This is a genomic window from Gilliamella sp. B2923 (genome assembly GCF_026536565.1).
In the GTDB taxonomy this organism is placed as follows: domain Bacteria; phylum Pseudomonadota; class Gammaproteobacteria; order Enterobacterales; family Orbaceae; genus Gilliamella.
In genome coordinates this window covers 62245-86155 of the sequence record NZ_JAFNNZ010000004.1, presented here as the reverse complement: position 1 = coordinate 86155, position 23911 = coordinate 62245, and the positions used below count along the sequence as shown (strand labels likewise).

At 37.9% G+C, this 23911-nt stretch carries 19 protein-coding genes, 3 tRNA genes and 3 other RNA genes; 17 read left to right on the top strand and 8 right to left on the bottom strand.

Features of this window, described 5'->3' with window-relative positions:
- From J3U42_RS06285 to J3U42_RS06275, 3 genes are all read right to left on the bottom strand, one after another.
- Positions 1 to 1362: a restriction endonuclease subunit S gene (locus J3U42_RS06285; protein WP_267335974.1), complete on the bottom strand. Its 1362-nt coding sequence runs from the start codon at positions 1360 to 1362 to the stop codon at positions 1 to 3.
- Entirely contained in the window at positions 1359 to 3779 is a 2421-nt protein-coding gene (locus tag J3U42_RS06280) for a type I restriction-modification system subunit M (RefSeq protein WP_267335973.1), read from the bottom strand. The genes J3U42_RS06285 and J3U42_RS06280 overlap by 4 nt, the downstream gene beginning before the upstream one ends.
- Before the next feature lie 552 nt (positions 3780 to 4331).
- A tRNA-Phe gene (locus tag J3U42_RS06275) sits at positions 4332 to 4407 on the bottom strand.
- Between the two features lie 157 nt (positions 4408 to 4564).
- On the opposite strand from J3U42_RS06275, the gene J3U42_RS06270 reads away from it, so the two are divergent.
- The 5 genes from J3U42_RS06270 to J3U42_RS06250 all read left to right on the top strand — a co-directional run bounded on the left by J3U42_RS06270 (position 4565) and on the right by J3U42_RS06250 (position 11293).
- Positions 4565 to 5032 (top strand): FxsA family protein, encoded by a 468-nt coding sequence (locus tag J3U42_RS06270; RefSeq protein ID WP_267329013.1) that lies wholly within the window; start codon positions 4565 to 4567, stop codon positions 5030 to 5032.
- Positions 5033 to 5177: 145 nt separating this feature from the next.
- On the top strand, positions 5178 to 5471 hold the full coding sequence (locus J3U42_RS06265) for a co-chaperone GroES (protein WP_220218397.1): 294 nt from the start codon (positions 5178 to 5180) through the stop codon (positions 5469 to 5471).
- 46 nt (positions 5472 to 5517) lie between these two features.
- A complete protein-coding gene (gene groL, locus J3U42_RS06260; protein ID WP_220218398.1) occupies positions 5518 to 7164 on the top strand; it encodes a chaperonin GroEL in 1647 nt (548 codons plus the stop codon).
- Positions 7165 to 7517: 353 nt separating this feature from the next.
- The gene (locus J3U42_RS06255; protein WP_220218399.1) at positions 7518 to 9149 is read left to right on the top strand and encodes a hypothetical protein; all 1632 of its coding nucleotides are present in this window, start codon (positions 7518 to 7520) and stop codon (positions 9147 to 9149) included.
- Positions 9150 to 9163: 14 nt separating this feature from the next.
- Positions 9164 to 11293, top strand: a complete 2130-nt coding sequence (locus J3U42_RS06250; protein ID WP_267335972.1) for an AAA family ATPase — start codon at positions 9164 to 9166, stop codon at positions 11291 to 11293.
- 1021 nt (positions 11294 to 12314) lie between these two features.
- Here the strand turns inward: J3U42_RS06250 and J3U42_RS06245 are convergent.
- Genes J3U42_RS06245 through J3U42_RS06235 form a run of 3 tightly spaced genes read right to left on the bottom strand, consistent with a single transcriptional unit; the run spans position 12315 to position 14768 of the window.
- Positions 12315 to 12887 (bottom strand): manganese efflux pump MntP family protein, encoded by a 573-nt coding sequence (locus tag J3U42_RS06245; RefSeq protein WP_267329010.1) that lies wholly within the window; start codon positions 12885 to 12887, stop codon positions 12315 to 12317.
- Positions 12888 to 12946: 59 nt separating this feature from the next.
- Positions 12947 to 13561, bottom strand: coding sequence for a hypothetical protein (locus J3U42_RS06240; protein ID WP_220218402.1), 615 nt, complete (start codon positions 13559 to 13561; stop codon positions 12947 to 12949).
- Between the two features lie 25 nt (positions 13562 to 13586).
- Complete coding sequence (locus J3U42_RS06235) at positions 13587 to 14768, bottom strand: bifunctional tRNA (adenosine(37)-C2)-methyltransferase TrmG/ribosomal RNA large subunit methyltransferase RlmN (protein WP_220218403.1); 1182 nt, start codon at positions 14766 to 14768, stop codon at positions 13587 to 13589.
- A 101-nt stretch (positions 14769 to 14869) separates the two neighbouring features.
- Here J3U42_RS06235 and J3U42_RS06230 point away from each other — a divergent pair, with 101 nt between their 5' ends.
- Positions 14870 to 15622 carry a M15 family metallopeptidase gene (locus tag J3U42_RS06230; protein ID WP_267335971.1) on the top strand — a complete coding sequence of 251 codons (753 nt, stop codon included), beginning with the start codon at positions 14870 to 14872 and terminating at the stop codon, positions 15620 to 15622.
- Here the strand turns inward: J3U42_RS06230 and J3U42_RS06225 are convergent.
- A complete protein-coding gene (locus tag J3U42_RS06225; RefSeq protein ID WP_220218405.1) occupies positions 15619 to 16920 on the bottom strand; it encodes an ATP-binding protein in 1302 nt (433 codons plus the stop codon). The two genes, J3U42_RS06230 and J3U42_RS06225, sit on opposite strands and share 4 nt — an antisense overlap.
- A gap of 18 nt (positions 16921 to 16938) precedes the next feature.
- The gene (locus J3U42_RS06220) at positions 16939 to 17619 is read right to left on the bottom strand and encodes a response regulator transcription factor (RefSeq protein ID WP_366915688.1); all 681 of its coding nucleotides are present in this window, start codon (positions 17617 to 17619) and stop codon (positions 16939 to 16941) included.
- Between the two features lie 333 nt (positions 17620 to 17952).
- Between J3U42_RS06220 and J3U42_RS06215 the strand changes: the two genes are divergently transcribed.
- From J3U42_RS06215 to J3U42_RS06165, 11 genes are all read left to right on the top strand, one after another.
- Complete coding sequence (locus J3U42_RS06215; protein WP_267335970.1) at positions 17953 to 19248, top strand: serine dehydratase subunit alpha family protein; 1296 nt, start codon at positions 17953 to 17955, stop codon at positions 19246 to 19248.
- Positions 19249 to 19373: 125 nt separating this feature from the next.
- Positions 19374 to 19449: transfer RNA gene (locus J3U42_RS06210), tRNA-His, on the top strand.
- 24 nt (positions 19450 to 19473) lie between these two features.
- A tRNA-Pro gene (locus tag J3U42_RS06205) sits at positions 19474 to 19550 on the top strand.
- A gap of 41 nt (positions 19551 to 19591) precedes the next feature.
- Positions 19592 to 19716: non-coding RNA, RtT sRNA (locus tag J3U42_RS06200), on the top strand.
- A gap of 41 nt (positions 19717 to 19757) precedes the next feature.
- Positions 19758 to 19882: non-coding RNA, RtT sRNA (locus tag J3U42_RS06195), on the top strand.
- 41 nt (positions 19883 to 19923) lie between these two features.
- A non-coding RNA gene (locus J3U42_RS06190) (RtT sRNA) lies at positions 19924 to 20048 on the top strand.
- A gap of 321 nt (positions 20049 to 20369) precedes the next feature.
- Positions 20370 to 21092 (top strand): GntR family transcriptional regulator, encoded by a 723-nt coding sequence (locus J3U42_RS06185; protein ID WP_220218408.1) that lies wholly within the window; start codon positions 20370 to 20372, stop codon positions 21090 to 21092.
- Positions 21089 to 21772 (top strand): GntR family transcriptional regulator, encoded by a 684-nt coding sequence (locus tag J3U42_RS06180; RefSeq protein ID WP_220218409.1) that lies wholly within the window; start codon positions 21089 to 21091, stop codon positions 21770 to 21772. The genes J3U42_RS06185 and J3U42_RS06180 overlap by 4 nt, the downstream gene beginning before the upstream one ends.
- Before the next feature lie 11 nt (positions 21773 to 21783).
- Positions 21784 to 22251, top strand: coding sequence for a PTS sugar transporter subunit IIB (locus tag J3U42_RS06175; RefSeq protein WP_220218410.1), 468 nt, complete (start codon positions 21784 to 21786; stop codon positions 22249 to 22251).
- A gap of 14 nt (positions 22252 to 22265) precedes the next feature.
- Positions 22266 to 23102 (top strand): PTS mannose/fructose/sorbose/N-acetylgalactosamine transporter subunit IIC, encoded by an 837-nt coding sequence (locus J3U42_RS06170; RefSeq protein ID WP_220218411.1) that lies wholly within the window; start codon positions 22266 to 22268, stop codon positions 23100 to 23102.
- Complete coding sequence (locus tag J3U42_RS06165; protein WP_220218412.1) at positions 23083 to 23907, top strand: PTS system mannose/fructose/sorbose family transporter subunit IID; 825 nt, start codon at positions 23083 to 23085, stop codon at positions 23905 to 23907. Before J3U42_RS06170 ends, J3U42_RS06165 begins: the two co-directional genes overlap by 20 nt.
- Positions 23908 to 23911 lie beyond the last annotated feature (4 nt).

Below are 23911 nucleotides of genomic sequence, written 5' to 3'. Positions count from 1 at the left end.
TCACACTAATCTTGTTCTTCCTGTTAGTAACTCCTGCATCATACCCTGTTTGATTTGACGGGTTTTGCTAAGACGTTGATCCAAAGCCTGAATCTCTTCATCCATATCGGAGAGGATTGCGGCAATGGCAGTTTGTTCATCTATGTTTGGTACAGGAATACAAACGGCAGAAAGATTTTGTTTAGAAATACCATATACCTTCATACCTGTTGCCAATCTATCAAAGGTATTTTTAACGGCTGGGATAGTATATAAATAGCCTCTAAAACCGTCCGCAAACACTTTATCTTTATCACGTAATAGGAAAGTATGAAGACCAGCAATAAGCAGTTTATGGCCTACATTAAAAACTTCTACGCTTTTACCAATACCTTCATAATCTTCAGAAGTATCTGCCATAATCAAATCACCATTCATTATGAATGGTGATCTGACGATATCCTTAGATATCGTCGGCAAATTTTCCTTATTTAGGTCAAGTTTATTATTCCATTTCGTATGGATGTCACCATAGTGGACATATCCAAAATCACCGTCGTCAGATAAGTCAGCTCTTGAATTTGTTGCGGTTGATAAAAAAGTAAAGACTTCACCGTATGTTTTTATATCCCAATCCTCCGGTATCTCCCCTAATTCACTTTGCTTGGTACCTTTTTTCGAACCATCTTCGCGCAAGGCGAATTGTGGTAGACGAGTGCGGCCAGTAAGGAGTTGTTGCATGGTGGCGGTTTTGATAGCCTGTTTTTTGGCGATCAGCTTTTCCAACTCGGTAATCAGCGCATCGACATCAGATAGTGCATTGGCGATGGCAGTTTGTTCTTTAGCATTAGGCAATGGAACTAGAAAATTAGCTAACTCTTTTGCTCCTAAATTAGGTTGAGCAGCCCCCCCAGCCCAAAGGGAAAGCATTTTTTTTGAAATATTCGATTTAAAATATGATGAGATAAAACTGGTTGTTGTAGACTTATTTGGTCTTATTATGACAAGAGAACTAGCAATAGCGCCTAAGCCTAATTTATCAGATACAACTCCAAATTTACCAAGTGAACCTCTTAAACAATATAATAAGTCACCTGATTTTACTTTACCTCCTCCCAAGCGTTCAAAAATATTAGTCGGTATATAATCCATATTTTCAAGGTCGATTTTTCCTTCTGATATATGACCAGCATTTATAAATGGAATTCCAAAATTAGAAAATTCATGTGCTGAAGGATAATTAGAACTTCTATCACCATTTTCAAAACTACATATTTCTCCAAGAGATTTTATTTCCCAATCCTCCGGAATCACCCCAACTTCAGTCTGCTTATAGCCAACTGGAATAAGATTTGAACTTACTTTAGTTTCTACATTACTCATAGTGTCCACTCCAGTCCCATTGCTTTTAAATGACCCGCCACTTTATCACTCAGACTTGTTACCGATTGCATAATCATTGGTAGTGGCTCACTGTAACGCTCTTCCAACTCTTTAACTCGATTGGCCAGTTGTTGGGTAATCCTTTCGATTTCAGCAATAAGGTTTGATTCGAGAGTCGCTAACCATTTATCGTCAACTATTAGAGATTTGATTTCATCAATACTAAGCTTCGAGTACTGCTTAAATACCGCCAAATCAAGTGCGTCTTGCGCTTCTTTCAGCGCTTTTTTAGCATCAGCCTCACAATCAAACAGTTTTTTAGCTTGTTTAAGTGCAGCTTTTTCATCAGCGTTAGTGGCAACTTTCAAACGCGTAGTGACTGTAGCTTTGGTGACTTTATCTTTGTCATTGACTGCATCATTGAGCAGACCGTCGTCACCACCATTTTCCTCAAGATATGTTTCTAGCTCTTGACTAGCACTATCAAGTTTACTTTGCAATGCATCGACCTTAGCTTGTTCATCAGCAAAATAGCGCGCCACAATAAGCGTAGGCGAAATTAATTCAGCTTTATATTTGGCTTTACCAATCACTAAATCAGGCGTCTCTTTGAGTTTTTCCCCTTTTTCCGCAACCAATTCACGCAGGACTTTACCCACAGACCAACCATCTTGCACTAGCACATATACATCATCTTGCATGGTATCAGCCCAGTAGTCCATTAAGATCTGGTAGATATCATATTTACTTAGCAATGGCGTTCGCGAATAACATTGCAGCAGATCTTCACTGATCTGATGAATAATCTGTTTTGGCTGCTCACCTTGTTTTATCGCTTTTAGGTTTGCACGTTCAGCCCAATTGGTAAAGGGTTTAAGAGTTTGTGTTGCAAAGCTTTTGAACTCTGCATGATTTAGAATGGTATTTTTCACTTCAGAAGCGTTAATCAACGCTAGGCTATAACCTTCACGCGCTAGTTTGAATAAGGTAGCGCGAATACTCGGGAATATTTGCCAGTAGCGATCTAAAGCATCAACGTCACGATTGGGAATTCCCCCTTGCAGGTGGGCACTAAGATCATGCAGATCTTCCGGTTCGCTAGAATCAATATAGCGCGGAATATTCAGGTTGTAATCATTGGCTTCTATTTCGCTTAATGGTACTATACGACTAAAACGTGGCTGTTCTAGTTGTTTGGTAAACACTTCAACAATTTTGTAAATATCCTGGCTACGTAAGCGATTTTTATTGCCATCTTTGATAAAACCTTTACTGGCATCGATCATAAAAATACTTTCCCTCATCGATGCGTGTTCTTTATCGATCACAATAATACAGGCTGGGATGCCAGTGCCATAGAATAGGTTGGCAGGTAAACCAATAATGCCTTTTATATAACCTTGTTTAATCAGGTTTTCACGAATACGTGCTTCGGCGTTGCCACGAAATAATACGCCATGAGGTAGAATAACTGCGCCTTTGCCAGTGCTTTTTAAGCTTTTGATAATATGTAATAAAAAGGCATAGTCACCATTTTTTTCGGGTGGCACTCCCCAGCTGAAGCGATTAAATTGATCCTCTTGAGGATTAATACCGTTAGTCCAGTTTTTATTTGAAAATGGTGGGTTAGCAACCGCAAAATCAAAAGTTTTAAGTTGTCCATTTTCTTCTTTCCATTGTGGATCTGTAATGGTATTACCTTTCCAAATTTTGGCGGTGGCATTGTTGTGCAGAATCATGTTCATACGAGCCAATGCACTGGTGGCGTTATCCATTTCTTGACCAAAAATACTCAAACCACGTGGAGCTTCATCACTGGCTTTTAATAAAAGAGAACCGGAACCACAGGTTGGGTCATAAACGGTGGCGTCCTGCCGAGTATTACTATTAATACCGATCACTTTAGCAAGAATGCGCGACACTTCGGATGGCGTATAAAACTGGCCTTTAGATTTACCCGATTCAGTTGCAAAATGACGCATCAGATATTCATAAGCATCACCCAATAAATCGTCACCATCGGCACGGTTGGAAGAGAGATCAAGTCCTTCAAATAGACCTATCAGTTTAGATAGGCGGTCAACCATCTCTTTACCTTTACCGAGTTTATCTTCATCATTAAAATCGGCTACATCAATAACACCTTTGAGATCATTCTCTTCAGCTAACGCACTGATGATTTTATTTATTTTATCGCCGATTTCTTTATTGCCTTTAAGCTTAACCATATCATCAAAGCTAGCGCCTTGTGGCACGACAATCAAACCGTAAGGATCGCCTTTATATTTGTCTGATACATACTTCATAAACAATATTGTCAGAACATAATCTTTATACTGACTGGCATCCATTCCACCGCGCAGTTCGTCGCAACTAGCCCAAAGGGATGTGTATAGTTCAGTTTTTTTGATGGCCATGGTTATTCCTAATTATTACTACACTTGCGTAATCGGATGTTGTTTTTTCCGACACGTTTTAAATATGAACAGATTAAAGATTGGAGATAGGGTTGTAATCATTTAACAAAACTGCCTCCAATTTTTGTTTACCGATAAAAACAATGTATTACATTAGGCACCAATCCTACCACAAATTATGAGGGAGTGTGATGTTATAGGTAATAATATTTTGACTGGATAAATAGTAAGATATCTTCTCACTTTCTGGTAAAAAATATAGAATTTTCAGAAATATCACGATTACCGTCTGTTTGGCTTTTAACAAATTCGCCTAATTTAGGGGCTCTTATATAGTTATGAAGACAAGATCCTACTGTTAACACTTTCTATTGGGATTAGAATTTATATTTTATCAATGTGGTTATTTGTTATGCTAATGTTAAGATTGTATTAAATATCGGGTCAGTAAACATGTTTATATATCGATATTAAAAACGATTTTTAACAGTTTTTAACTTGCTTGAATTTCAGACACAAAAAAACCAGCTTTCGCTGGTGTTCTTTTAGGATTGGTGCCCGGACGCGGAATCGAACCACGGACACGGGGATTTTCAATCCCCTGCTCTACCGACTGAGCTATCCGGGCAACAATGGATGCACATTAAACACGATCTGTGATAATTCGTCAATTCTTTTTGTGATATATTTTAAAAAAAATAAACTGTTTGGTTGAAAAATAACTGATTGGGTTTATATTACTACAAATATTCTGACTGTATCATGTTGTTTCTAGGTAATGACTAATGCGATTTTTAGCCTATTTTATTCTTTTTCTTATTATATTTTATTTTTATTGCGAAATTAGTTTATTTAAACTGGTGATTTCTTTAATCGGTGTATGGCCAACCCTAATTTTTGTGATTGCTAAATTCATTCTTTGTTCTCAATTCGCTAAAAAACAAATTATAAAAAATGATCGATTTATGCAACAGGATGAGACGAATCTAAAGGGTATGAAACTGGAGAGTTTAAAAATTGAAACACTTTCAAATATTTTAACAACAGTTGGGGTTTGTCTTGTCACCCTTCCTGGTTTTGTAAGTGATATATTTGGGGGGATTTTATTGATTCCCTACGTTAAAAGGTATATAACCAAATCAATTTTAGAAAAAGTATTTAGTAAAACGGTTGTTGTTTCATCAAAAACAACAACCGTTAATCAGTTTGATGAATATATTGAAGGTGAATTTAGTCGTAAAGATGATGAATAAATAATCAATCGGTTATTTTTTTGGAATCTTTCTCTTGAAGAATATAAAAATATCCCCATGTAAAGCACACTATATTTTAAAATCATTAAATTATGATTTATTGTTAATAATCATTTGTTTACAAATTAGTGCTAGGAGATAACTAATGAAAATTCGTCCATTGCATGATCGTGTGATCATTAAACGCAAAGAAGTAGAATCAAAATCAGCTGGCGGTATTGTTTTAACGGGTTCAGCTGCGGGTAAATCAACACGTGGTGAAGTTTTAGCTGTTGGTAATGGTCGCATTTTAGAAAATGGTCAAGTTCAACCATTAGACGTTAAAGTTGGTGATATCGTTATTTTCAATGAAGGATATGGCGTTAAAACAGAAAAAATTGATAATGAAGAAGTGCTTATCTTATCTGAAAGCGATATTTTAGCCATTGTTGAAGCGTAATTGGCAAATAATTTTATTTATATACAGAATTTAGGAGAAATACAAAATGGCAGCTAAAGATGTAAAATTTGGTAATGACGCTCGCATTAAAATGCTAAAAGGCGTTAATGTATTAGCTGATGCAGTTAAAGTAACATTAGGTCCAAAAGGACGTAATGTCGTTTTAGATAAATCATTTGGTGCACCAACCATTACTAAAGACGGTGTGTCTGTTGCTCGTGAAATCGAATTAGAAGATAAATTCGAAAACATGGGTGCACAAATGGTTAAAGAAGTGGCTTCAAAAGCAAACGATGCCGCTGGTGACGGTACAACTACCGCAACAGTACTTGCACAAGCAATTGTTAACGAAGGTTTAAAAGCGGTTGCGGCTGGCATGAATCCAATGGATTTAAAACGTGGTATCGATAAAGCAGTTGTTGCAGCGGTTGAAGAGCTTAAAAAATTATCTTCACCTTGTGCAGACTCTAAAGCGATTGCTCAAGTAGGTACAATCTCTGCTAACTCAGATGAAACTGTTGGTACTTTAATTGCACAAGCAATGGAAAAAGTGGGTAAAGAAGGTGTTATCACTGTTGAAGACGGCACAGGTTTACAAGACGAACTTGATGTAGTTGAAGGTATGCAGTTCGATCGTGGTTATTTATCACCATACTTCATCAATAAACCAGAAACCGCAACAGTTGAATTAGATAGCCCATATATCTTATTAGTTGATAAAAAAATCTCTAATATCCGTGAATTATTACCGGTATTAGAAGCGGTTGCTAAAGCAGGTAAATCACTATTAATCATTGCTGAAGATGTTGAAGGCGAAGCATTAGCAACACTAGTTGTTAATACTATGCGTGGTATTGTTAAAGTTGCAGCAGTTAAAGCACCTGGTTTTGGTGATCGTCGTAAAGCTATGTTACAAGACATCGCTATTTTAACAGCTGGTACGGTAATTTCAGAAGAAATCGGTTTAGAGCTTGAAAAAGCGACTTTAGAAGATCTTGGTCAAGCTAAACGTGTTGTTATCAATAAAGACAACACCACTATCATCGACGGCGTTGGTGAAGAGTCTTTAATCAGTGCACGTGTTGAACAAATCCGTAAACAAATCGAAGAATCAACTTCTGATTACGATAAAGAAAAACTTCAAGAACGTGTAGCTAAATTAGCGGGTGGTGTTGCAGTAATTAAAGTTGGTGCAGCAACTGAAGTTGAAATGAAAGAGAAAAAAGCACGTGTTGAAGATGCATTACATGCAACTCGTGCAGCTGTTGAAGAAGGTGTGGTTGCCGGTGGTGGTGTTGCGTTAGTTCGTGCTGCATCTGCAATTTTAGACCTTAAAGGTGCAAACGAAGATCAAAACGTTGGTATTAAAGTTGCCCTTCGTGCAATGGAAGCGCCATTACGTCAAATCGTAACTAACTGTGGTGAAGAAGCATCTGTTGTGGTTAACGCAGTTAAAGGTGGCAAAGGTAACTATGGTTACAATGCTTCAACTGAAGAGTACGGCGATATGATCGCAATGGGTATCTTAGATCCAACTAAAGTAACTCGTAGCGCATTACAATATGCTGCATCTGTTGCTGGTCTTATGATCACAACTGAATGTATGGTTACTGATTTACCTAAAGATGATAAAGCTGATTTAGGTGCTGCTGCAGGTATGGGCGGCATGGGTGGAATGGGCGGAATGATGTAATTCCTCTCATCTACATACTAAAAGCATTAACTCGAATCACCCGCATAGTGCGGGTGATTTTTTTTTGGTTATTTTTTAATTGATTTAAAGGTGTAAAACAAATTTTTTCGCTTGATGCGGATCTCATTTTGATAGAAAAAACAGTTACAACCCCACATACAATACCCTCACGATATCTTACCGAGATAACCTATCAAGCAGATGAATTTTATAATTTATAATAATTATATTGTCAAAAAGAGAGGTTGATTAGATAATAACGCGCTGAAAAGATGAGACTTATCTTTTTCAAGTAATGGAATTAATTATCCTGTTTTTAAATAAAAGGATAGATTTTAAAAAGGAAAAAAACAATGAGCGTAGCTTCAAAGAAAAAATTAGCCACCACTGAACAAAGAGATTATTCTGCAAGACAACGTGAAAAAAATACTAAAGCAGAAAACCCGCAAGCAAATATTAAGGACAATACCTTTTTTAATGTCATTTTTTCAGATAGCCTCTCTTTAGAGCAAAAAGTAGAAGAAGTCACCCGCATATTAGCTTTCACTGACAACAAAGAAAATGATCGTGCCAAAATTCAAGAATTTGATGCGTTTAAGGAATACTTACAATCTATCTCAGAAGAGATGTCAAAACAGCGTATCGAAATGACCGATACAGAAGTGTTTGCTGAATTACAACGTGTTTATTCTGATTTTAATGATGATCTTAATGATTTTATTGAAAAAATAAAACCGCTTACCGAAATCACTGATGCACTTTATAACTTGCGCCAAAATGGTGAAACGCGTAATGCGTTGGCAAAAATTAAAGCTGATCAACAATGGGACGCAGAAAAAGAGGCACAACAAGCGCAATTAAATAACGAAATTCATGACAATCAAATACAAATCAAAAAACTTGAAGCTGACAATATTGAACTTGAAAAAGAGAGATCGTTCTTCGGGTTAGGTCAAACCAAACCGGCAGCAAAAGCGAAAATCACCGCTAATGAACAAACAATAGCATTTTTAAAACAAGCTATCGAAAACAAGCGTAAGCAAATTGGCGAGATCGTAGCTGAAGTCAAACAGAATCATCAGCAGCGCACGCAATCAATTGATGTTGAAAAGCTTAAAGAATTACTGAATTTAACTTCCGATCAACACACCTTACGCCAAGCCGATATGGTTCAATCAGCACTAAAATTTGTCAATCAAGGCAAAGAGCGTTTTGGTGCTATCCGCAATCATCTGGAAAAAATGGTCAAGCAAATTGAGGGATTAAGTGATAATAATGGCAATATGATCCAAATCTACGCCATTATGAACGAAGCGACCAAACAAGTTGAAAAAGTTCACCGTGAACGCAGAGCAGAGCTTGAAAACAAAGACGTCGGCGACAATTTACTTGAGTCAATGAAACTTGATGAAGCAAGACGTAATTTAGATGAGCATATTGATACCGTATCAACAGCAACCGTTGATACCATGCAAACTTATGGTGAATTAACCACTGAAGCAATCAAAATACGTAATATGCAAGCGGCAACCAAAAAGCAAGTTGAAAGCGCAAGAGCAATGCACTCTCGCGGTATTGCATCGGTTGCATCACAACTAAGTGTCGTGGTCACAGCGGTTAACTCAGCGGCGATCAATGAAGCACAATCCATGGCAGGCAATACCCTCGCTGAAATGACACGTGTTACCAACGATATTGCGAAAAATGAAGCAATCCGCATCGCAACTGGCCGTGATGAAATCAATAATGATTTAGAAGCCATGTTACAAAACTTAGCAGAATTTGGTGATACCCAACGTGAAGCGACTGAAATCACCCGTTCAGCACTTGAAACAATGCGTGCTAATTTGGAAGAAATCGAAAAAATGTCTAAAGATGTTCAAGAAGACACCCGTGACTTTATTGCAGTAACCGGTGACGTTTTATCAGAAAAAACCGAAACCAAAAAAGAGAGCACGGGTACAACTTCGCCCTTTAAACTATAACAAAGGAATTATCAATGTATTTAGTTAGAGGACGCGAATATTTAGCGCAATATCCCAATTTTGCTTTAGTGGGAAGGGAGCATGATTTAGAAAGAATATCATCGATTCTTATACGAAAAACTTCAAACTCACTATTATTAACGGGTCCAGCAGGTGTAGGCGTTTCGGCGCTTACCCTTGGTTTACAAGCGGCAAAAAATAATCCGGACACACCATTTGACTTAATTGTCAAAAAACTGTTTTGGTTAAATAGTGATGCACTTTTTGCCAGTGGTGATAGCGCAAAAATTAATAACGAGTTTCAACGAATTTTAAAAAAATTAATGCAAACACCGGAATCGGTTTTAATCATAACCGACACGGCTAATTTTCTTGAAGCCGCACACAACACCGGCAACTCACACTTTATCAACGCTTTAAATAATGCGGATAAATCAGATAATTTCCAAGTTATTTTAGAAGTGCGTGATGATAAGTTAAGCAGTGTTTTAAAAGCCAGCACCAATATGTCTGAGCTTTACACCCTTTATGATGTCAAAGAGCCGGCTGGAGATGATTTAAATGCAATTGTTAGTGTTGTTGCACAAGAGTTATCTGAGCACCATAAAATCGCAGTGGATGAAGAAGCCGTCATCGAGGCGATCCATTTAACAAGTAAATATCGTGACAGTTTAGGTTTAGGTGGCGCACAACCACAACGAGCAATTTCATTACTCGATCGTGCTTTTGCCAGCTACCGCCAATTAACCCATAAACAGCACCCTAAAATTACGGAATTAATGGAAAAAATCAGCCGTAGTTCTAATGAATCAGAAAAGCAAGAGCTGCAAAAGCAACTTGACCAGTGGCAACAAGATTGGCAAGAACTTAAATCAGAGATTAGCAAAACTTACCAATATCAACGTGATGCTGAAACAATGCGCTTTAAGTTGCAAGATGAGATCACTCAGTTAGAACAAGAAGAAGAGAATAACAAAAATTCAGAATCTTCTGCTATAAAAACCTTTGCCCAGTTAACTTCTGGTGGATTTGATTCACCCGCAGTGACCAAATTAAAAGAAAAAATTCGACAAATCGATGCCGAAATTGAACAAAATAACCAACAACATAAAAAACTGGTCACATTAGCTAACAAAGATTTACAGCTTAAGCGCCAGCAAGTGATCAGTGAATTTAGTAAAATTTCGGGTATTTCGGCCAATAAACTCGATGAAAATGAAATCGAAAACTTAATTCATCTTGAAGATCACCTATTATCACGCATCTTTGGGCAAGATAATATTGTTAAGCATGTCGCCAATTCGGTAAAAGTTGCGAAAGTGGATGCGCTTGAAGAGTCGGGTCCAGCCATGTCTTACTTATTCCTAGGTCCGTCCGGTGTAGGTAAAACCGAAATGGCCAAAGCGCTTGCGCTCTATGTATACGGAGACGAAAAATCGTTAATACGTTTTGACATGTCTGAATATATGGAAAAACATGCTGTGGCCAAATTGATCGGTGCACCACCAGGTTATGAAGGCTTTGAAGCAGGCGGAATTTTAACCAATTCAGTTAGAGCAAAACCTGTTGGTATTTATCTTTTCGATGAAATCGAAAAAGCACATCCGGATGTATTTAATATCTTTTTACAGATCTTATCGGACGGAAGATTAACCGACAACGTTGGTCGAACCGTTGATTTTTCCGATATCATGATCATCATGACATCTAACATCGGACAATCTTACTATTTAGATCCGGAACTGTCTGATGAAGTAGCTTGTCAATTGGCTACAAATGAACTCAATAATACTTACCGTTCAGAATTGCTTAACCGCTTTAACGGACGAGAAAATATTCTTCACTTTAAACGCTTGCCGATGCAAATTATTGAAAAAATTATTCGCCGTGAAATCGATAAATTGAATCAAGCTTATCAGCCACGAGGCTATAGCATTGAAATGCAAGATGCTTGTATCAGCGCATTTTGTCATGAACACTATGACATTATTCGTGGTGCACGAGGTTTACCGGGTTATATTAAAGCCAATATAAGACCATTTATTGTGAATCATATTTTACAAAACCCTCATGATCAGGGCGTATTTAAAGCGATTTATAATCAACAGACGCATAGTTTTGATATCGAATTTAGTAAAAACTAATACGGTATTTTACTTTGGGCAAATAGGTTGATTTATTGCTAAATCATACTTAAGCAAAGGGGGCTATATGCCCCCTTTTTTATTTCCTTATCCGCCCCGCATCCTTTAAATAAAAGATTAATCATCAATTTGGCTTTTAAACAAAGCGATAAAATCTTGACAAGAAGTTTCAGAAAATACCCACGTTTTAGTATAAAACACGAATCTTTGCTTTTTTGAGATACTTAACAACAGGATCACTGCAAAATCCAATCATCCCGACAAAACAAGCAATGTATGATTTAGTTTGTAGTTCAATCGATAAATATTTGACAAGAAGTTTCAGAAAATACCCATGTTTTAGTATAAAACACGAATCTTTGCTTTTTTGAAATACTTAACAATAGGATCACTGCAAAATCCAACCGTCCCGACAAAACAAGCAATGTATGATTTAGTTTGTAGTTCAATCGATAAATATTTGACAAGAAGTTTCAGAAAATACCTATGTTTTAGTATAAAAACACTAATCTTTGATTTTTTAAGATACTTAACAACAGGATCACGGCAAAATCCAATCGTCCCGACAAAACTAGCATTGTATGATTTGGTTTGTGGTTTAATCGATAAATATTTGACAAGAAGTTTAAGAAAACACCCACGTTTTAGTGTAAAACACGAATCTTTGCTTTTTTGAGATACTTAACAACATGATCACTGCAAAATCCAATCATCCTGACAAAACTAGCAATGTATGATTTGGTTTGTCGTTTAATCGATTAACGTTTGACAAGAAGTTTCAGAAAACACCCATGTTTAAGTATAAAACACGAATCTATGCTTTTTTGAGATACTTAACAACACGATCACTGCAAAATCCAATCGTCCCGACAAAACAAGCAATGTATGATTTGGTTTGTAGTTTAATCGATTAACGTTTGACAAGAAGTTTCAGAAAATACCTATGTTTTAGTATAAAAATAGTAACGGCAGATAATAATCTGCCGTCAATAAAAAACCGTCACGGTCGACGGTTTTCTCATTACGATAGATGCTGATAAAGCGTTATCACACCAATTAAGATAAGGACTATTCCGCCGATTAGCTCAGCTTTTTTTCCAATAAAACAACCGATTTTTCTACCTAACAATAAGCCAATTGTCACCATAATACAGGTCGCCAGACCAATCATTCCAGCGGCAAGATAGATATTAACACTGGCAAGCGCTAATCCAACCCCCACGGCAAAGGCATCAATACTGGTTGAGATAGCGGTAAAAATAAGCATTAAAAAAGATTTTTTTGACGATTGGGTGACTGACTCATCACAATTTTCATCATCTTCCTTAAAACTGTTATAAATCATGCTAATACCTAAAAATAACATGACGGCAAAAACGACCCAATGATCCCATTTTTCAATATATTGCAGAGCAATATAGCCGATTAACCAACCCAATAAGGGGGTAATGGCTTCAATGACACCAAATAATAGTCCAACTTTTAATGCGCCAATAAAAGGCGTTGATTGGTAAGATGTGCCACGACATACCGCTACGGCAAACGCATCTGTAGACATGGCTAACGCCAATAACAAAATAGCCCAGAAACTCATGACATATACTCTGCTTCAAATGATATATTTTATATTTAATTTTTATTGTTTAATCAAAACTATTTTTTGGTTACTGAAAATAGGTAATTCGCCACTTTCGCATCCCCTTTTGTTCGGTAGAGTTCTGCGGTTTTTATTACGCTATCTCGACGGCTAGCATCGTATTTAAACAGTTGCTGAAACATTGAGTCAGCCGTTTTTTTATCGCCATTTTGAATCGCACAATATCCATATTGCTCATAAACATCCGCTTTCCAACTGTGCCGGTCGAAATCAAGCCCTTGCTGAAACTGTTGCTTGGCTTCTTGATAACGATTACGGCCACATAAAAACGAGCCATAATGAACATGATATAAGCCATTACCCGGTTGCATTAAGGTAATGCGTTTATAAATCATCTCTGCTTCGTTATATTCACCAACATGCTGATCAAACATTGCCATAGCCAGCATAACCTGCGGATTATTCGGCGAGTATTGTGCGGCTAATTTCAGATTATAATGTGCGGCTTTGACGTTATCTTCTGATTCATCGGCTTTGGCCAAATACCCCAAACCTAAACGCATTCGGGCTAGCGCCGCTTTTTCAGGATCAAACTCTTCACCATTTGTGTTTTGACAACCCGCTAATAGCATGACCATTAAGCAACTTAATATCGGCACTATTTTTTTCATGTTCAATTCCTTATATTCTGCTTTGTTATGCCGTTTGTTGAGCAAGATTTTGCTTTTTATAAAGCGTTCTTTTCGTGCGATCAACAACTTCACCGGCTAACTGACCACACGCCGCATCAATATCATCACCACGTGTTTTACGAACAATAACGGTAAAACCATAGCCCATTAACGTTTTCATAAAACGGTCGATGCGGGTATTGGAACAACGGGAATAAGGCGCACCGGGGAACGGATTCCATGGGATTAAATTAATTTTACTCGGCACATTTTTTAGGAACTTAGCCAGTTCATGCGCATGCTCAACACTGTCATTAATTTGGTTAAGTAACACATACTCTATGGTGACCTTGCCATGGTTGGCATTGGAAGTCGCCAGATAGCGTAAGATAGAATCTCGCAGCATCGCCATATTATATTTTTGGTTGATTGGCATAATTTCGCTACGGATAGCATCATTAGGCGCATGCAGGGAAATGGCTAACGCCACATCAATCATGCCAGCTAATTTATCTAAAGCCGGAACAACGCCGGACGTAGAAAGCGTGACTCGACGTTTTGATAAACCATAGCCAAAATCATCAAGCATGATCTCCATTGCTGGTGCCACATTCGATAAATTCAGTAACGGTTCGCCCATACCCATCATCACCACATTGGTAATCGGACGATCGGCCAATTTACCGGTTACTCCAATAGCATTTGACGCTCGCCAAACTTGGCCAATAATTTCAGAAACGGTTAAATTACGGTTAAAACCTTGCTGAGCGGTCGAGCAGAATTTACACTCTAACGCACAACCCACTTGTGATGAAACGCACAGTGTCGCTCTATCACGCTCAGGGATATACACGGATTCAATCATTTGGTTATTACCAACATCAAGCGCCCATTTAATGGTGCCGTCAGATGATCGTTGCTCCATTGCAATAGTTGGCGCTTTAATTTCTGCCAGCGTTTTTAACTGTTCACGTAATTTTTTATTGATATCGGTCATTTGATCAAAATCATCAATACCAAAATGATAGATCCATTTCATCACTTGGTCAGCTCTAAATGGTTTTTCTCCTAACGAGATAAAAAACTCACGCAATTGCTGCCGGGTAAAATTGAGCAAATTGATTTTTTCAGGCGTTGGATTGAGATCAAGGGTTTTGGTTGTGTCTGAACAATTTACAGACGTATTAGATGTTGCAGTTGTTAACATAAGGCCTCGTTTTTACACATTATGGCTATTTCAAATTTCAGGGAAAGGATTATACTGTTTTTCACCTATTGTGGCTAATAGAATATAATGGATAATATAAAATGACTAAGAAGGCGAGAGTTATAAAAATAATTTTTACTTCACTTTCAACATTAACCCCACTTTTATACACAACTTTCACTATGGCACAAACAATACCACTAAACAAACTTATCGGTCAGTTCGATGAAAAACAAGACAGTAATTTTGTTGCGTTAGATTCAACAATCTTACCGGTTAATAAAAAAGGCATGTATCTACAAAAGGAGCCGACAGAGCAACTGATTAAAGCTTATAACGATTTTAAGGCAGCACATCCCGATATTCCTTTTATTGTGGTTAGTGCAACACGCAATTACACCTATCAAAATGGCATTTGGCAACGTAAATGGGATGCACTGGCAAAAAAGATAAATGATCCAAAAAAAATTGCTCAAGAGATTTTGAAATTCTCTTCCATGCCCGGCACATCAAGACACCATTGGGGTACCGATATTGATATCACCAGTGTTTCATCGGACTATTTTAAAAATGATAAAAAAGGCATTATTTTATATAAATGGTTACAAGACAATTTAGCTAAATATGGATTTTGTCAGGCATTTAATGAAGGGCGTAAAGGTGGCTATCAACCCGAAGAGTGGCACTGGTCTTATAAACCGATTGCCAGCCAATATATTGCACAATATAAAGCGACATTAGAAACCAATCCGCAATCTATAATGCAATCGCTCAATTTTATCGGCCATGACAAAATTGAATTACAACGGCTCATTAAAGAGTATGTGCTAACAGTTAATCAAGACTGCTATTAGTGTTTACGCCAGTAAGGTAATTTAATTGTCACCACTAACCCACCACCATCACGATTATTTGCTTGAATAGTACCGTTATGCATAATAACGGTCTTTCTGGCAATGGCAAGCCCCAGCCCATAACCTTTACCTAACTGAGCAGATTGAATACGAACAAACGGTTCAAAGATACTCGATAGTTTACTGGATTCAACGCCGGGTCCCCGATCTTTCACTTCAATTTGTAAGCACTTACCTGACTCTTTTAATGTTACTTCAACCGCTTGCCCGGGTTTGGAAAAACGAATCGCATTACGGATGATATTTTCAACTGCCCGACGGATCTGTTCTGAATTACCTTTCACAATTGAATGAGAAATAGGCGATAAATTAAAATAGACATTAATCAATTGATGATTGGCTTCGTAATTCGCATCGCTTATCACAACGCCAAGTAACTCTTTAAGATCAAAATATTCATCGGTACGATTATTCATCTCAGCACGAGAGTAGTTTAGGATTTCACCAATAAGCTGATCTAATCGTTCTGATTCTAACTCAATACGGGCTAACGCGGTGTCAATATTTTGTTTATTTTGCTGGGCTAGTCCAATGGCTAATTGCAAGCGAGCTAATGGCGTTCTAAGTTCATGTGACACATCATGCAATAGGGCTTGACGATCTGAAATTAAGATGTTGAGCTGCTCAACCATCATATCAAAATCTTTACCCAGTTCGCTTAATTCGTCACGTCGAGCTTTTAGTTTCTCAAATAATCGTACAGATAGATCGCCTTGAGAGACTCGAAAAAAGCCTTCCCTTAGTAGCTTCATCGGTCTGGTTAAGTTCCACGCTAAAAATAGGCTAAATAGCAACCCAACACAAATACCCATTAATACAATAGGTAGTGGCATGTTAAACAGCGCTTTTTTAACGTGATCATCCTTATCTTTATCTTCTTTAAATGACACCGTATAGAGCGTACCGTCTGGCGCGATAGTGGTGCGTTGATAAACATAAGTTGGCGGTTCTAATTCATCAGTCAGAATATTGACTTGATCATTTTGCGGAGAAACTAACTTTATCGACAACAACGCCCGTTCACGCTCCGGTAAATGGGCGATAAAATTGAGTGTTTCATCTTCGCCAGCAACATGCAATAATTGCGCTATCATGTCGACTTTTGTCGGCATATGATTTAAAAATCGTTGATTTTTACTTTCTATATAGTAAGAAAAAGCAATCCAAGTAAATTGGAAAGTAAGATAAAAAATGACCCCAAATATAATGAGTATTTTTGTGAATAATCGACGATTCATAGCAAGCCTAATTGCAAATTAACGAATACGATAACCAACAGCCCGAATCGTTTCAATTGTGACATCATTTTGGGCGACTTGATGTAATTTTTGACGAATGTTACTGATATGAACATCGACACTACGATCATAGAGCTCACGTGCTCGTCCAAGTCCAATTTCTGAAAGCTCTTCTTTAGTAACCACTCGCTCACTATGTTTGACCAATAAAACCAACAAATTAAACTCGGTTGAGGTCAAATCAATGACTTTACCATTCCAGGTACAAAGTCGTTGAGGTAAATCTAACGTTAAGCCATTAAAATGATATTTTTTATCATCAACCAATTCGACTGAACGTTCATCAAAACGACGTAACACAGCACGCAATCTGGCTAATAATTCACGTGGATAACATGGTTTAGGGATGTAATCATCAGCGCCTAACTCCAGTCCCAAAACGCGATCAATATTATCACCTTTAGCCGTTAACATAATAACTGGCATATTACATTGTTGACGAATACTTTTAAGGACATCAATACCATTAACATCCGGTAACATAACATCTAAAATTGCTGCACGATATTTACCTGAAAGTGCTTCATCAATACCATCTTTACCCAAATAAACACTTTTGATATTAAAACCTTCATTGGTCAAATATTCACTAAGCATCTGTGATAATTCAATATCATCATCAATTAATAAAATATTTATCATATATCGCCATTATTATTTAATTTTAGGTATTTACATTATTGCAATAATAAAAAAAAAGTCAGTCGGTTTTACTAAAATATTACATAATTTGAACGATTCCCGACGATTTAATTTACCTTAAAATAATGCAAATAAGTTTAAGATTTAATGTACGTTTTAGTCTATTTATGACTAAATAACATCGATAAATTAGTCATTAAATATTAACCACTATTGATAATATATTGACATTATTCAATTCTTGATCAACATAGACTAAAATAGTACGTTCATTGTCTGTTAAATGTTCTTCACCATCTAACATTACTTATGACTATATGGAGATAAAAAATGAAACAACAAGTAATGTGGCAACAATTAATTAAACTGGTGAAACATGAAGTTTTGCCGGCACTTGGTTGCACTGAGCCGATTTCACTTGCTTTAGCCGCCGCTTGCGCAGCTCGGCATATTGATAAAAACAGTATTGAAAAAATCGACGCTTTTGTTTCCCCTAATTTAATGAAAAACGGTATGGGCGTAACCGTACCCGGTACCGGTATGATTGGATTACCCATTGCCGCTGCAATAGGTGCGATTGGTGGCGATGCTGATGCCGGACTTGAGGTATTAAAAAATATTACAGATAACCAAATCACTCAAGCCAAAAATATGTTAGCAGACAACAAAATCACGGTACAAATTGCCAAAAGCAATAAAGCTATCTACTCTGAAGCGAATATTTATACCCGCTCTGACCATGTTAAAGTCTGCATTGAAGATCAGCATACTAATGTGACGTTAATTGAAAAAAATGGTGAAACAATTTTTCAAGCCGATAACACCCGCCGATGTGAGTCAAAAAACGATATCATCCTTAAAAATATGTCGGTGAGGCTCATTTATGAATTTGCCAGTCAGGCTAACTTTGACGATATCAAATTTATCTTAGATTCAGCAAAATTAAACGATGCTTTATCACAAGAAGGGTTATCAAAAGCCTATGGTTTAAGTATTGCCACAACTTTACATCAACAAACCAAAACCGGCTTACTGGCAGATGATCTACTTTCTAAAGTGATAATTCGCACAACCGCCGCCTCGGATGCACGAATGGGTGGGGCAACACTGCCGGCGATGAGTAACTCCGGTTCGGGTAATCAAGGCATCACCGCCACAATGCCAGTCGTTGTGGTTGCTGATTATTTAAATGCAACGCCTGAACAGCTAGCTCGAGCCTTGATGTTATCGCATACGATTGCGATCTATATTCATAGCAAGTTCCCACCTTTATCGGCACTTTGTGCAGCGTCAACCGCAGCCATGGGGTCGGCAGCAGGTATGGCTTGGTTACTGGGTAAAGGGCAATATGAACCGGTTGATATGACGATTTGTAATATGATTGGTGATCTATCGGGCATCATTTGTGACGGCGCATCCAATAGCTGTGCGATGAAAGTTTCAACTTCGGTATCATCGGGTTTTAAAGCCGTTTTAATGGCGTTAAATCAAACCCGAGTCACCGGTAAAGAAGGCATTGTCTGTGATAGTGTGGAAACATCTATCAATAATTTAGGTGCAATAGTTAGCAATAGCATGAAAGTTATCGACAGCCAAATTATTGATATTATGTCGCATAAAGCTTAAATAATTTGGTTATTGCTAAAAGATTAAACTTTTAGCGCTTTTAATATAATCAATCAGCACATTTTTTAAAAAATATGCTGGACAATGTTATTTTTTATGCGTAATATTTCGTCCTGCTTCTTATGGTGGCTATAGCTCAGTTGGTAGAGCCCTGGATTGTGATTCCAGTTGTCGTGGGTTCGAGTCCCATTAGCCACCCCATTTATACGAAGCAAAAACATCTAACGGCGAGTAGCGCAGCTTGGTAGCGCAACTGGTTTGGGACCAGTGGGTCGGAGGTTCGAATCCTCTCTCGCCGACCAATTTCAGATAAAAAAGCCTGCTCAATGAGTAGGCTTTTTTATTATCCGCTTTAGTCTAGAGGATGAGAACCGACGGAGGTTCGAGCCGAGCGCAGCGAGACAACGTTGCTTTAGCAACGGCCCGAAGGGCGAGCATGAAATGCGAGTCATCCTCTCTCGCCGACCAATTTCAGATAAAAAAGCCTACTCATTGAGTGGGCTTTTTTATTATCCGCTTTAGTCTAGAGGATGAGAACCGACGGAGGTTCGAGCCGAGCGCAGCGAGACAACGTTGCTTTAGCAACGGCCCGAAGGGCGAGCATGAAATGCGAGTCATCCTCTCTCGCCGACCAATTTTATATAAAAAAGCCTGCTCAACGAGTAGGCTTTTTTATTATCCGCTTTAGTCTAGAGGATGAGAACCGACGGAGGTTCGAGCCGAGCGCAGCGAGACAACGTTGCTTTAGCAACGGCCCGAAGGGCGAGCATGAAATGCGAGTCATCCTCTCTCGCCGACCAATTTTTATATAAAAAAGCCTGCTCAATGAGTAGGCTTTTTTATTATCCGCTTCAGCTCTGTTATTCTCCACAATAGCTTATAAACTGTCGCTTTATCGTATTTATTTAACGCACTATCTGCTGCTATTTTACCCCACCGCCAACCCTAATTAATATTCATTTAATTGATTTTATTAACTATCTCATAAAATTTGTGATCTCGCTTACACTTTTGGTACTTAAAATTGACAACATGTATTTTTTTATCTATTTTTTGAACTATATTATGTGATTTAAGATATATCTGTGAATTAAAAAAGCCCAGTAATTGGAGTGTGATCTTTGGAATATCGTGATATTGCGTCTAAAACCGATGTAGAAGAACAAATAAGAGCAAATCCTAAAATTATTACGGAAAAATCGACTGAGCGAGGGCTTGCGGAATTTTTTAAGGTAAGCCGAACAACCGTCAGGAAAGCCTTGCATGATTTAGCGATGGAAAGTTATATTTTTCAAGCCGATAACCACATTCCGAATCACAACGTTTTTGAAATCAATATGCTAAAAATGTCTTCGTTTAGTGAAGAGATCCAAAAAGAAGAAAATGTTCAAATTGAAATAAAAGTATTGTCCAACCAAATTATAAAAATGCCCGCACAATTGCGTAGCTTTTTTGGATCCAACCAACAATTAATTCGAATTATCCGACAACGTTTATTGGGCAACACTCCGCTTTCTTATGAAATCAATTATCTCCCTTCGGAAAAATTTACCGATTTAGAAAAACAGGATTTAAATAACGTTTCGCTCTATGAATACCTTAAAGAGCATTATCATTTTACCCCAAGCCATGGTCGGGAAGAGATCACTTACGAAGCAGCGACCGAAGATAAAGCACAGTATTTAGCTATTGCCGAAGGAACACCTATCTATAAAGTATCAAGTTACAGTTACGATAATAATTTCCAGCCATTTGAACATACCGATCAATATTTGATTGGCAACCGATTTCGCTATCACTTATCGGCTAAAAATATCTTCAATTATGAGGAAAAACATAAATGAAGCTATTTGAAAAAATTGCCGCTCAATTACTTGAGCAGATAAATACCGGACGATATGGCGTTGGTGCTGAGTTACCACCCGAAGGGCAATTACAAAAAGATTACAATGTAAGCCGAACAACTGTCCGTAAAGCAATAGATCGATTAGTCGATCAAAATATGGTGGTGAGGAAAAAAGGAGTGGGGCTGTTTGTTGCGCCAACGCTTTCGACCCAAAATATTTTAGAGATGACAGGCATCATTAAACCTTACATCTACCCCAATCATAAAAAAGTCATCAAAGAAGCTTACTTAAGGCAAGCAGGCGCATATTACAGCCAATTACTAAAAATAAAACCGGCTGAACTGGTCTATTACATTAGCTTCCTTGAAGTGGCAAAAAACAGTATCGTAAAAGCGATCTTTGTGCTGCCATTAAATAACTTTCCCGATTTTCAAATTTCAATTATCAAAGTGTTATCTGCGCTCGAAATCATCAATTCAGGCAAGAAAAAAGTCGATAAATTAGAACAAGATTTGCAACTGATTGTAGCCAACTCAGAGCTCGCCAAACAACTTCGAATCCAGATTAACGACCCATTATTTAAAATTTCTAATCACTATTTTGATACTAATAGCGAACCGATTGCCCTTGAGTATAAGTTTGCTAGTAATACCAAATATGTGGTCGATTTCACTTAGGAGGTACACCAATGATTAAATTGTTACGTGTTGATCATCGCTTATTGCATGGTCAAGTTGTTGTTTCATGGTTCGAAAGTATGGATGCAAACACGATATTAGTTGCTAATGACGTTGTTGCCACTGACGAACTACGTAAATCTGCGATTCGTTTGGCTAAGCCAGAGCATGCAAAATTAGTGATGAAATCTATCGATGACAGTATTGAGGCGATTAACTCAGGCGTCACGGATAAATATCAGATGCTAATTGTCGTTGAATCAGTAGCAGATGCTGAAAAATTAATCCGTGGCACGCAAGGCAAAATAACCAGCCTTAATTTAGGCGGCACTAAGCCACGTGAAGGCACAAAAAACTACTCTAAAACCATTAATTTAACCGATCTTGAAGCAGATTTACTGACCAAATTACAACAAGACGGTATTGATATCTACATTCAGCAAATTCCAAGCGAATCAAAGCAGAAATTTGAGAAATAGTTGAGAGGTACAAAATGAGTATCGAATTAACCGCAGTACTGTTAGCTTTGATTGCGATGTTAGCAAATGGTGAATACTTTTTAGGTTCATCAATGTTATCCAGACCGTTAGTGACTTGTACCTTAGCCGGTTTAGTCATGGGTGATATCACACAAGGCATTATTATTGGGGCAACGTTAGAATTAGCGTTTGTCGGATCGTTTTCAATCGGTGCATCCATTCCACCGGAAATAATTTCCGGCAGTGTTTTAGGTACCGCTTTTGCCATTGGTGCTGGTAAAAGTACCGAAATCGCCTTAGCACTGGGCATTCCAATTGCATCACTGGTTTTATTAGTCAAAAATTTATGTTTTCTTTTTATTCTTCCTTACTTTGTTCACAAAGCCGATAAATACGCCAGCGAAGGCAACGGCAAAGGAATGGATCGAATGAACATACTCGGTGGTTTCTTTTCAATCAATCTGCCAATTGGTTTAGTGGTTGGATTCTCCTACTTATTCGGTAGTTCAGCGGTCAATGGCTTATTAGAAATGATTCCTCGCTTTATTATCGATGGTTTAGGTATTGCAACCGGCTTATTACCGGCGTTCGGTTTTGCCATGTTAATGAAAATTATGATTAAAAAAACCAATGCCACCTTTTTTGTTCTTGGCTTTGCTTTAGCCGTATATATGAAAGTGCCTGTTACTGGCGTGGCCATTTTTGGTGCCTGCCTAGCACTTATCTTGACCGGTTACTCCTCATTTAATGGAAAAAAAGGCGTAACAGAACAAGACAGTCAGAAGCTAACAACTAACACTGGCAACGTTTTAGGTGCACAGGAGATCGATTATGAAAACGAAGAATTCTAAATTAATAACCAATAAAGAATTAACCCGAACTTTTTGGCGCTCTTTCACCGCTGAATGGTCATGGAATTATGAACGGCAAATGAACTTAGGCTATGCCTATGCCATGCGCCCGGCTTTAGATAAAATTTATAGTGATAATCAAGTGGACCTTACCGATGCCTATCAACGCCACTTAGAATTTTATAATGTTACCCCTTGGCTAATTACCTTTCCTTTAGGCATCTGTATTGCCATGGAAGAACAAAATGCCACCGATAGTGAGTTTGATAAAAGTTCGATTAATGATGTCAAAATTGCGTTAATGGGGCCGTTAAGTGGTTTAGGTGACTCTTTCTTCTGGGGGACATTACGTGTTATTGCCACCGGCATTGGCACCTCTTTAGCACTGGAAGGCAATATTTTAGGTCCATTGTTATTCTTGCTTATCTTTAATGTGCCGGCGATTTTAGCACGATATTTTGGCTTATTAATTGGCTACAACATTGGCGCTTCCTTTATTGAAAAAGTGCAAAAAACCGGCTTAATGGATAAATTGTCCTATGGCGCTTCAGTACTCGGACTCTGTGTGGTCGGGGCAATGGTTGCCACCATGGTGACACTCAATATGCCATTGAAAATAGGTACCGGTGATGATTCGGCATCCTTACAAGATATTTTTGACGGCATTGTGCCACAGATCCTACCGTTACTTTTTACGCTATTTATGTTTGTATTGGTGAAAAAAGGTGTTAAAGCACATTGGATCCTTCTACTTATCGCCGCTATAGGCATTTTCGGTGCCTGGACTGGGTTATTAGGAAATTGAGGGA

Coding starts and splice junctions, on each gene's coding strand:
- J3U42_RS06240 (WP_220218402.1), bottom strand. CDS start 13,561: ATGAAAAAAATAGTGCCGATATTAAGTTGCTTAATGGTCATGCTATTA.
- J3U42_RS06265 (WP_220218397.1), top strand. CDS start 5,178: ATGAAAATTCGTCCATTGCATGATCGTGTGATCATTAAACGCAAAGAA.
- J3U42_RS06235 (WP_220218403.1), bottom strand. CDS start 14,768: ATGTTAACAACTGCAACATCTAATACGTCTGTAAATTGTTCAGACACA.
- J3U42_RS06250 (WP_267335972.1), top strand. CDS start 9,164: ATGTATTTAGTTAGAGGACGCGAATATTTAGCGCAATATCCCAATTTT.
- J3U42_RS06215 (WP_267335970.1), top strand. CDS start 17,953: ATGAAACAACAAGTAATGTGGCAACAATTAATTAAACTGGTGAAACAT.
- J3U42_RS06245 (WP_267329010.1), bottom strand. CDS start 12,887: ATGAGTTTCTGGGCTATTTTGTTATTGGCGTTAGCCATGTCTACAGAT.
- J3U42_RS06270 (WP_267329013.1), top strand. CDS start 4,565: ATGCGATTTTTAGCCTATTTTATTCTTTTTCTTATTATATTTTATTTT.
- J3U42_RS06165 (WP_220218412.1), top strand. CDS start 23,083: ATGAAAACGAAGAATTCTAAATTAATAACCAATAAAGAATTAACCCGA.
- groL (WP_220218398.1), top strand. CDS start 5,518: ATGGCAGCTAAAGATGTAAAATTTGGTAATGACGCTCGCATTAAAATG.
- J3U42_RS06285 (WP_267335974.1), bottom strand. CDS start 1,362: ATGAGTAATGTAGAAACTAAAGTAAGTTCAAATCTTATTCCAGTTGGC.
- J3U42_RS06280 (WP_267335973.1), bottom strand. CDS start 3,779: ATGGCCATCAAAAAAACTGAACTATACACATCCCTTTGGGCTAGTTGC.
- J3U42_RS06255 (WP_220218399.1), top strand. CDS start 7,518: ATGAGCGTAGCTTCAAAGAAAAAATTAGCCACCACTGAACAAAGAGAT.
- J3U42_RS06170 (WP_220218411.1), top strand. CDS start 22,266: ATGAGTATCGAATTAACCGCAGTACTGTTAGCTTTGATTGCGATGTTA.
- J3U42_RS06225 (WP_220218405.1), bottom strand. CDS start 16,920: ATGAATCGTCGATTATTCACAAAAATACTCATTATATTTGGGGTCATT.
- J3U42_RS06230 (WP_267335971.1), top strand. CDS start 14,870: ATGACTAAGAAGGCGAGAGTTATAAAAATAATTTTTACTTCACTTTCA.
- J3U42_RS06175 (WP_220218410.1), top strand. CDS start 21,784: ATGATTAAATTGTTACGTGTTGATCATCGCTTATTGCATGGTCAAGTT.
- J3U42_RS06180 (WP_220218409.1), top strand. CDS start 21,089: ATGAAGCTATTTGAAAAAATTGCCGCTCAATTACTTGAGCAGATAAAT.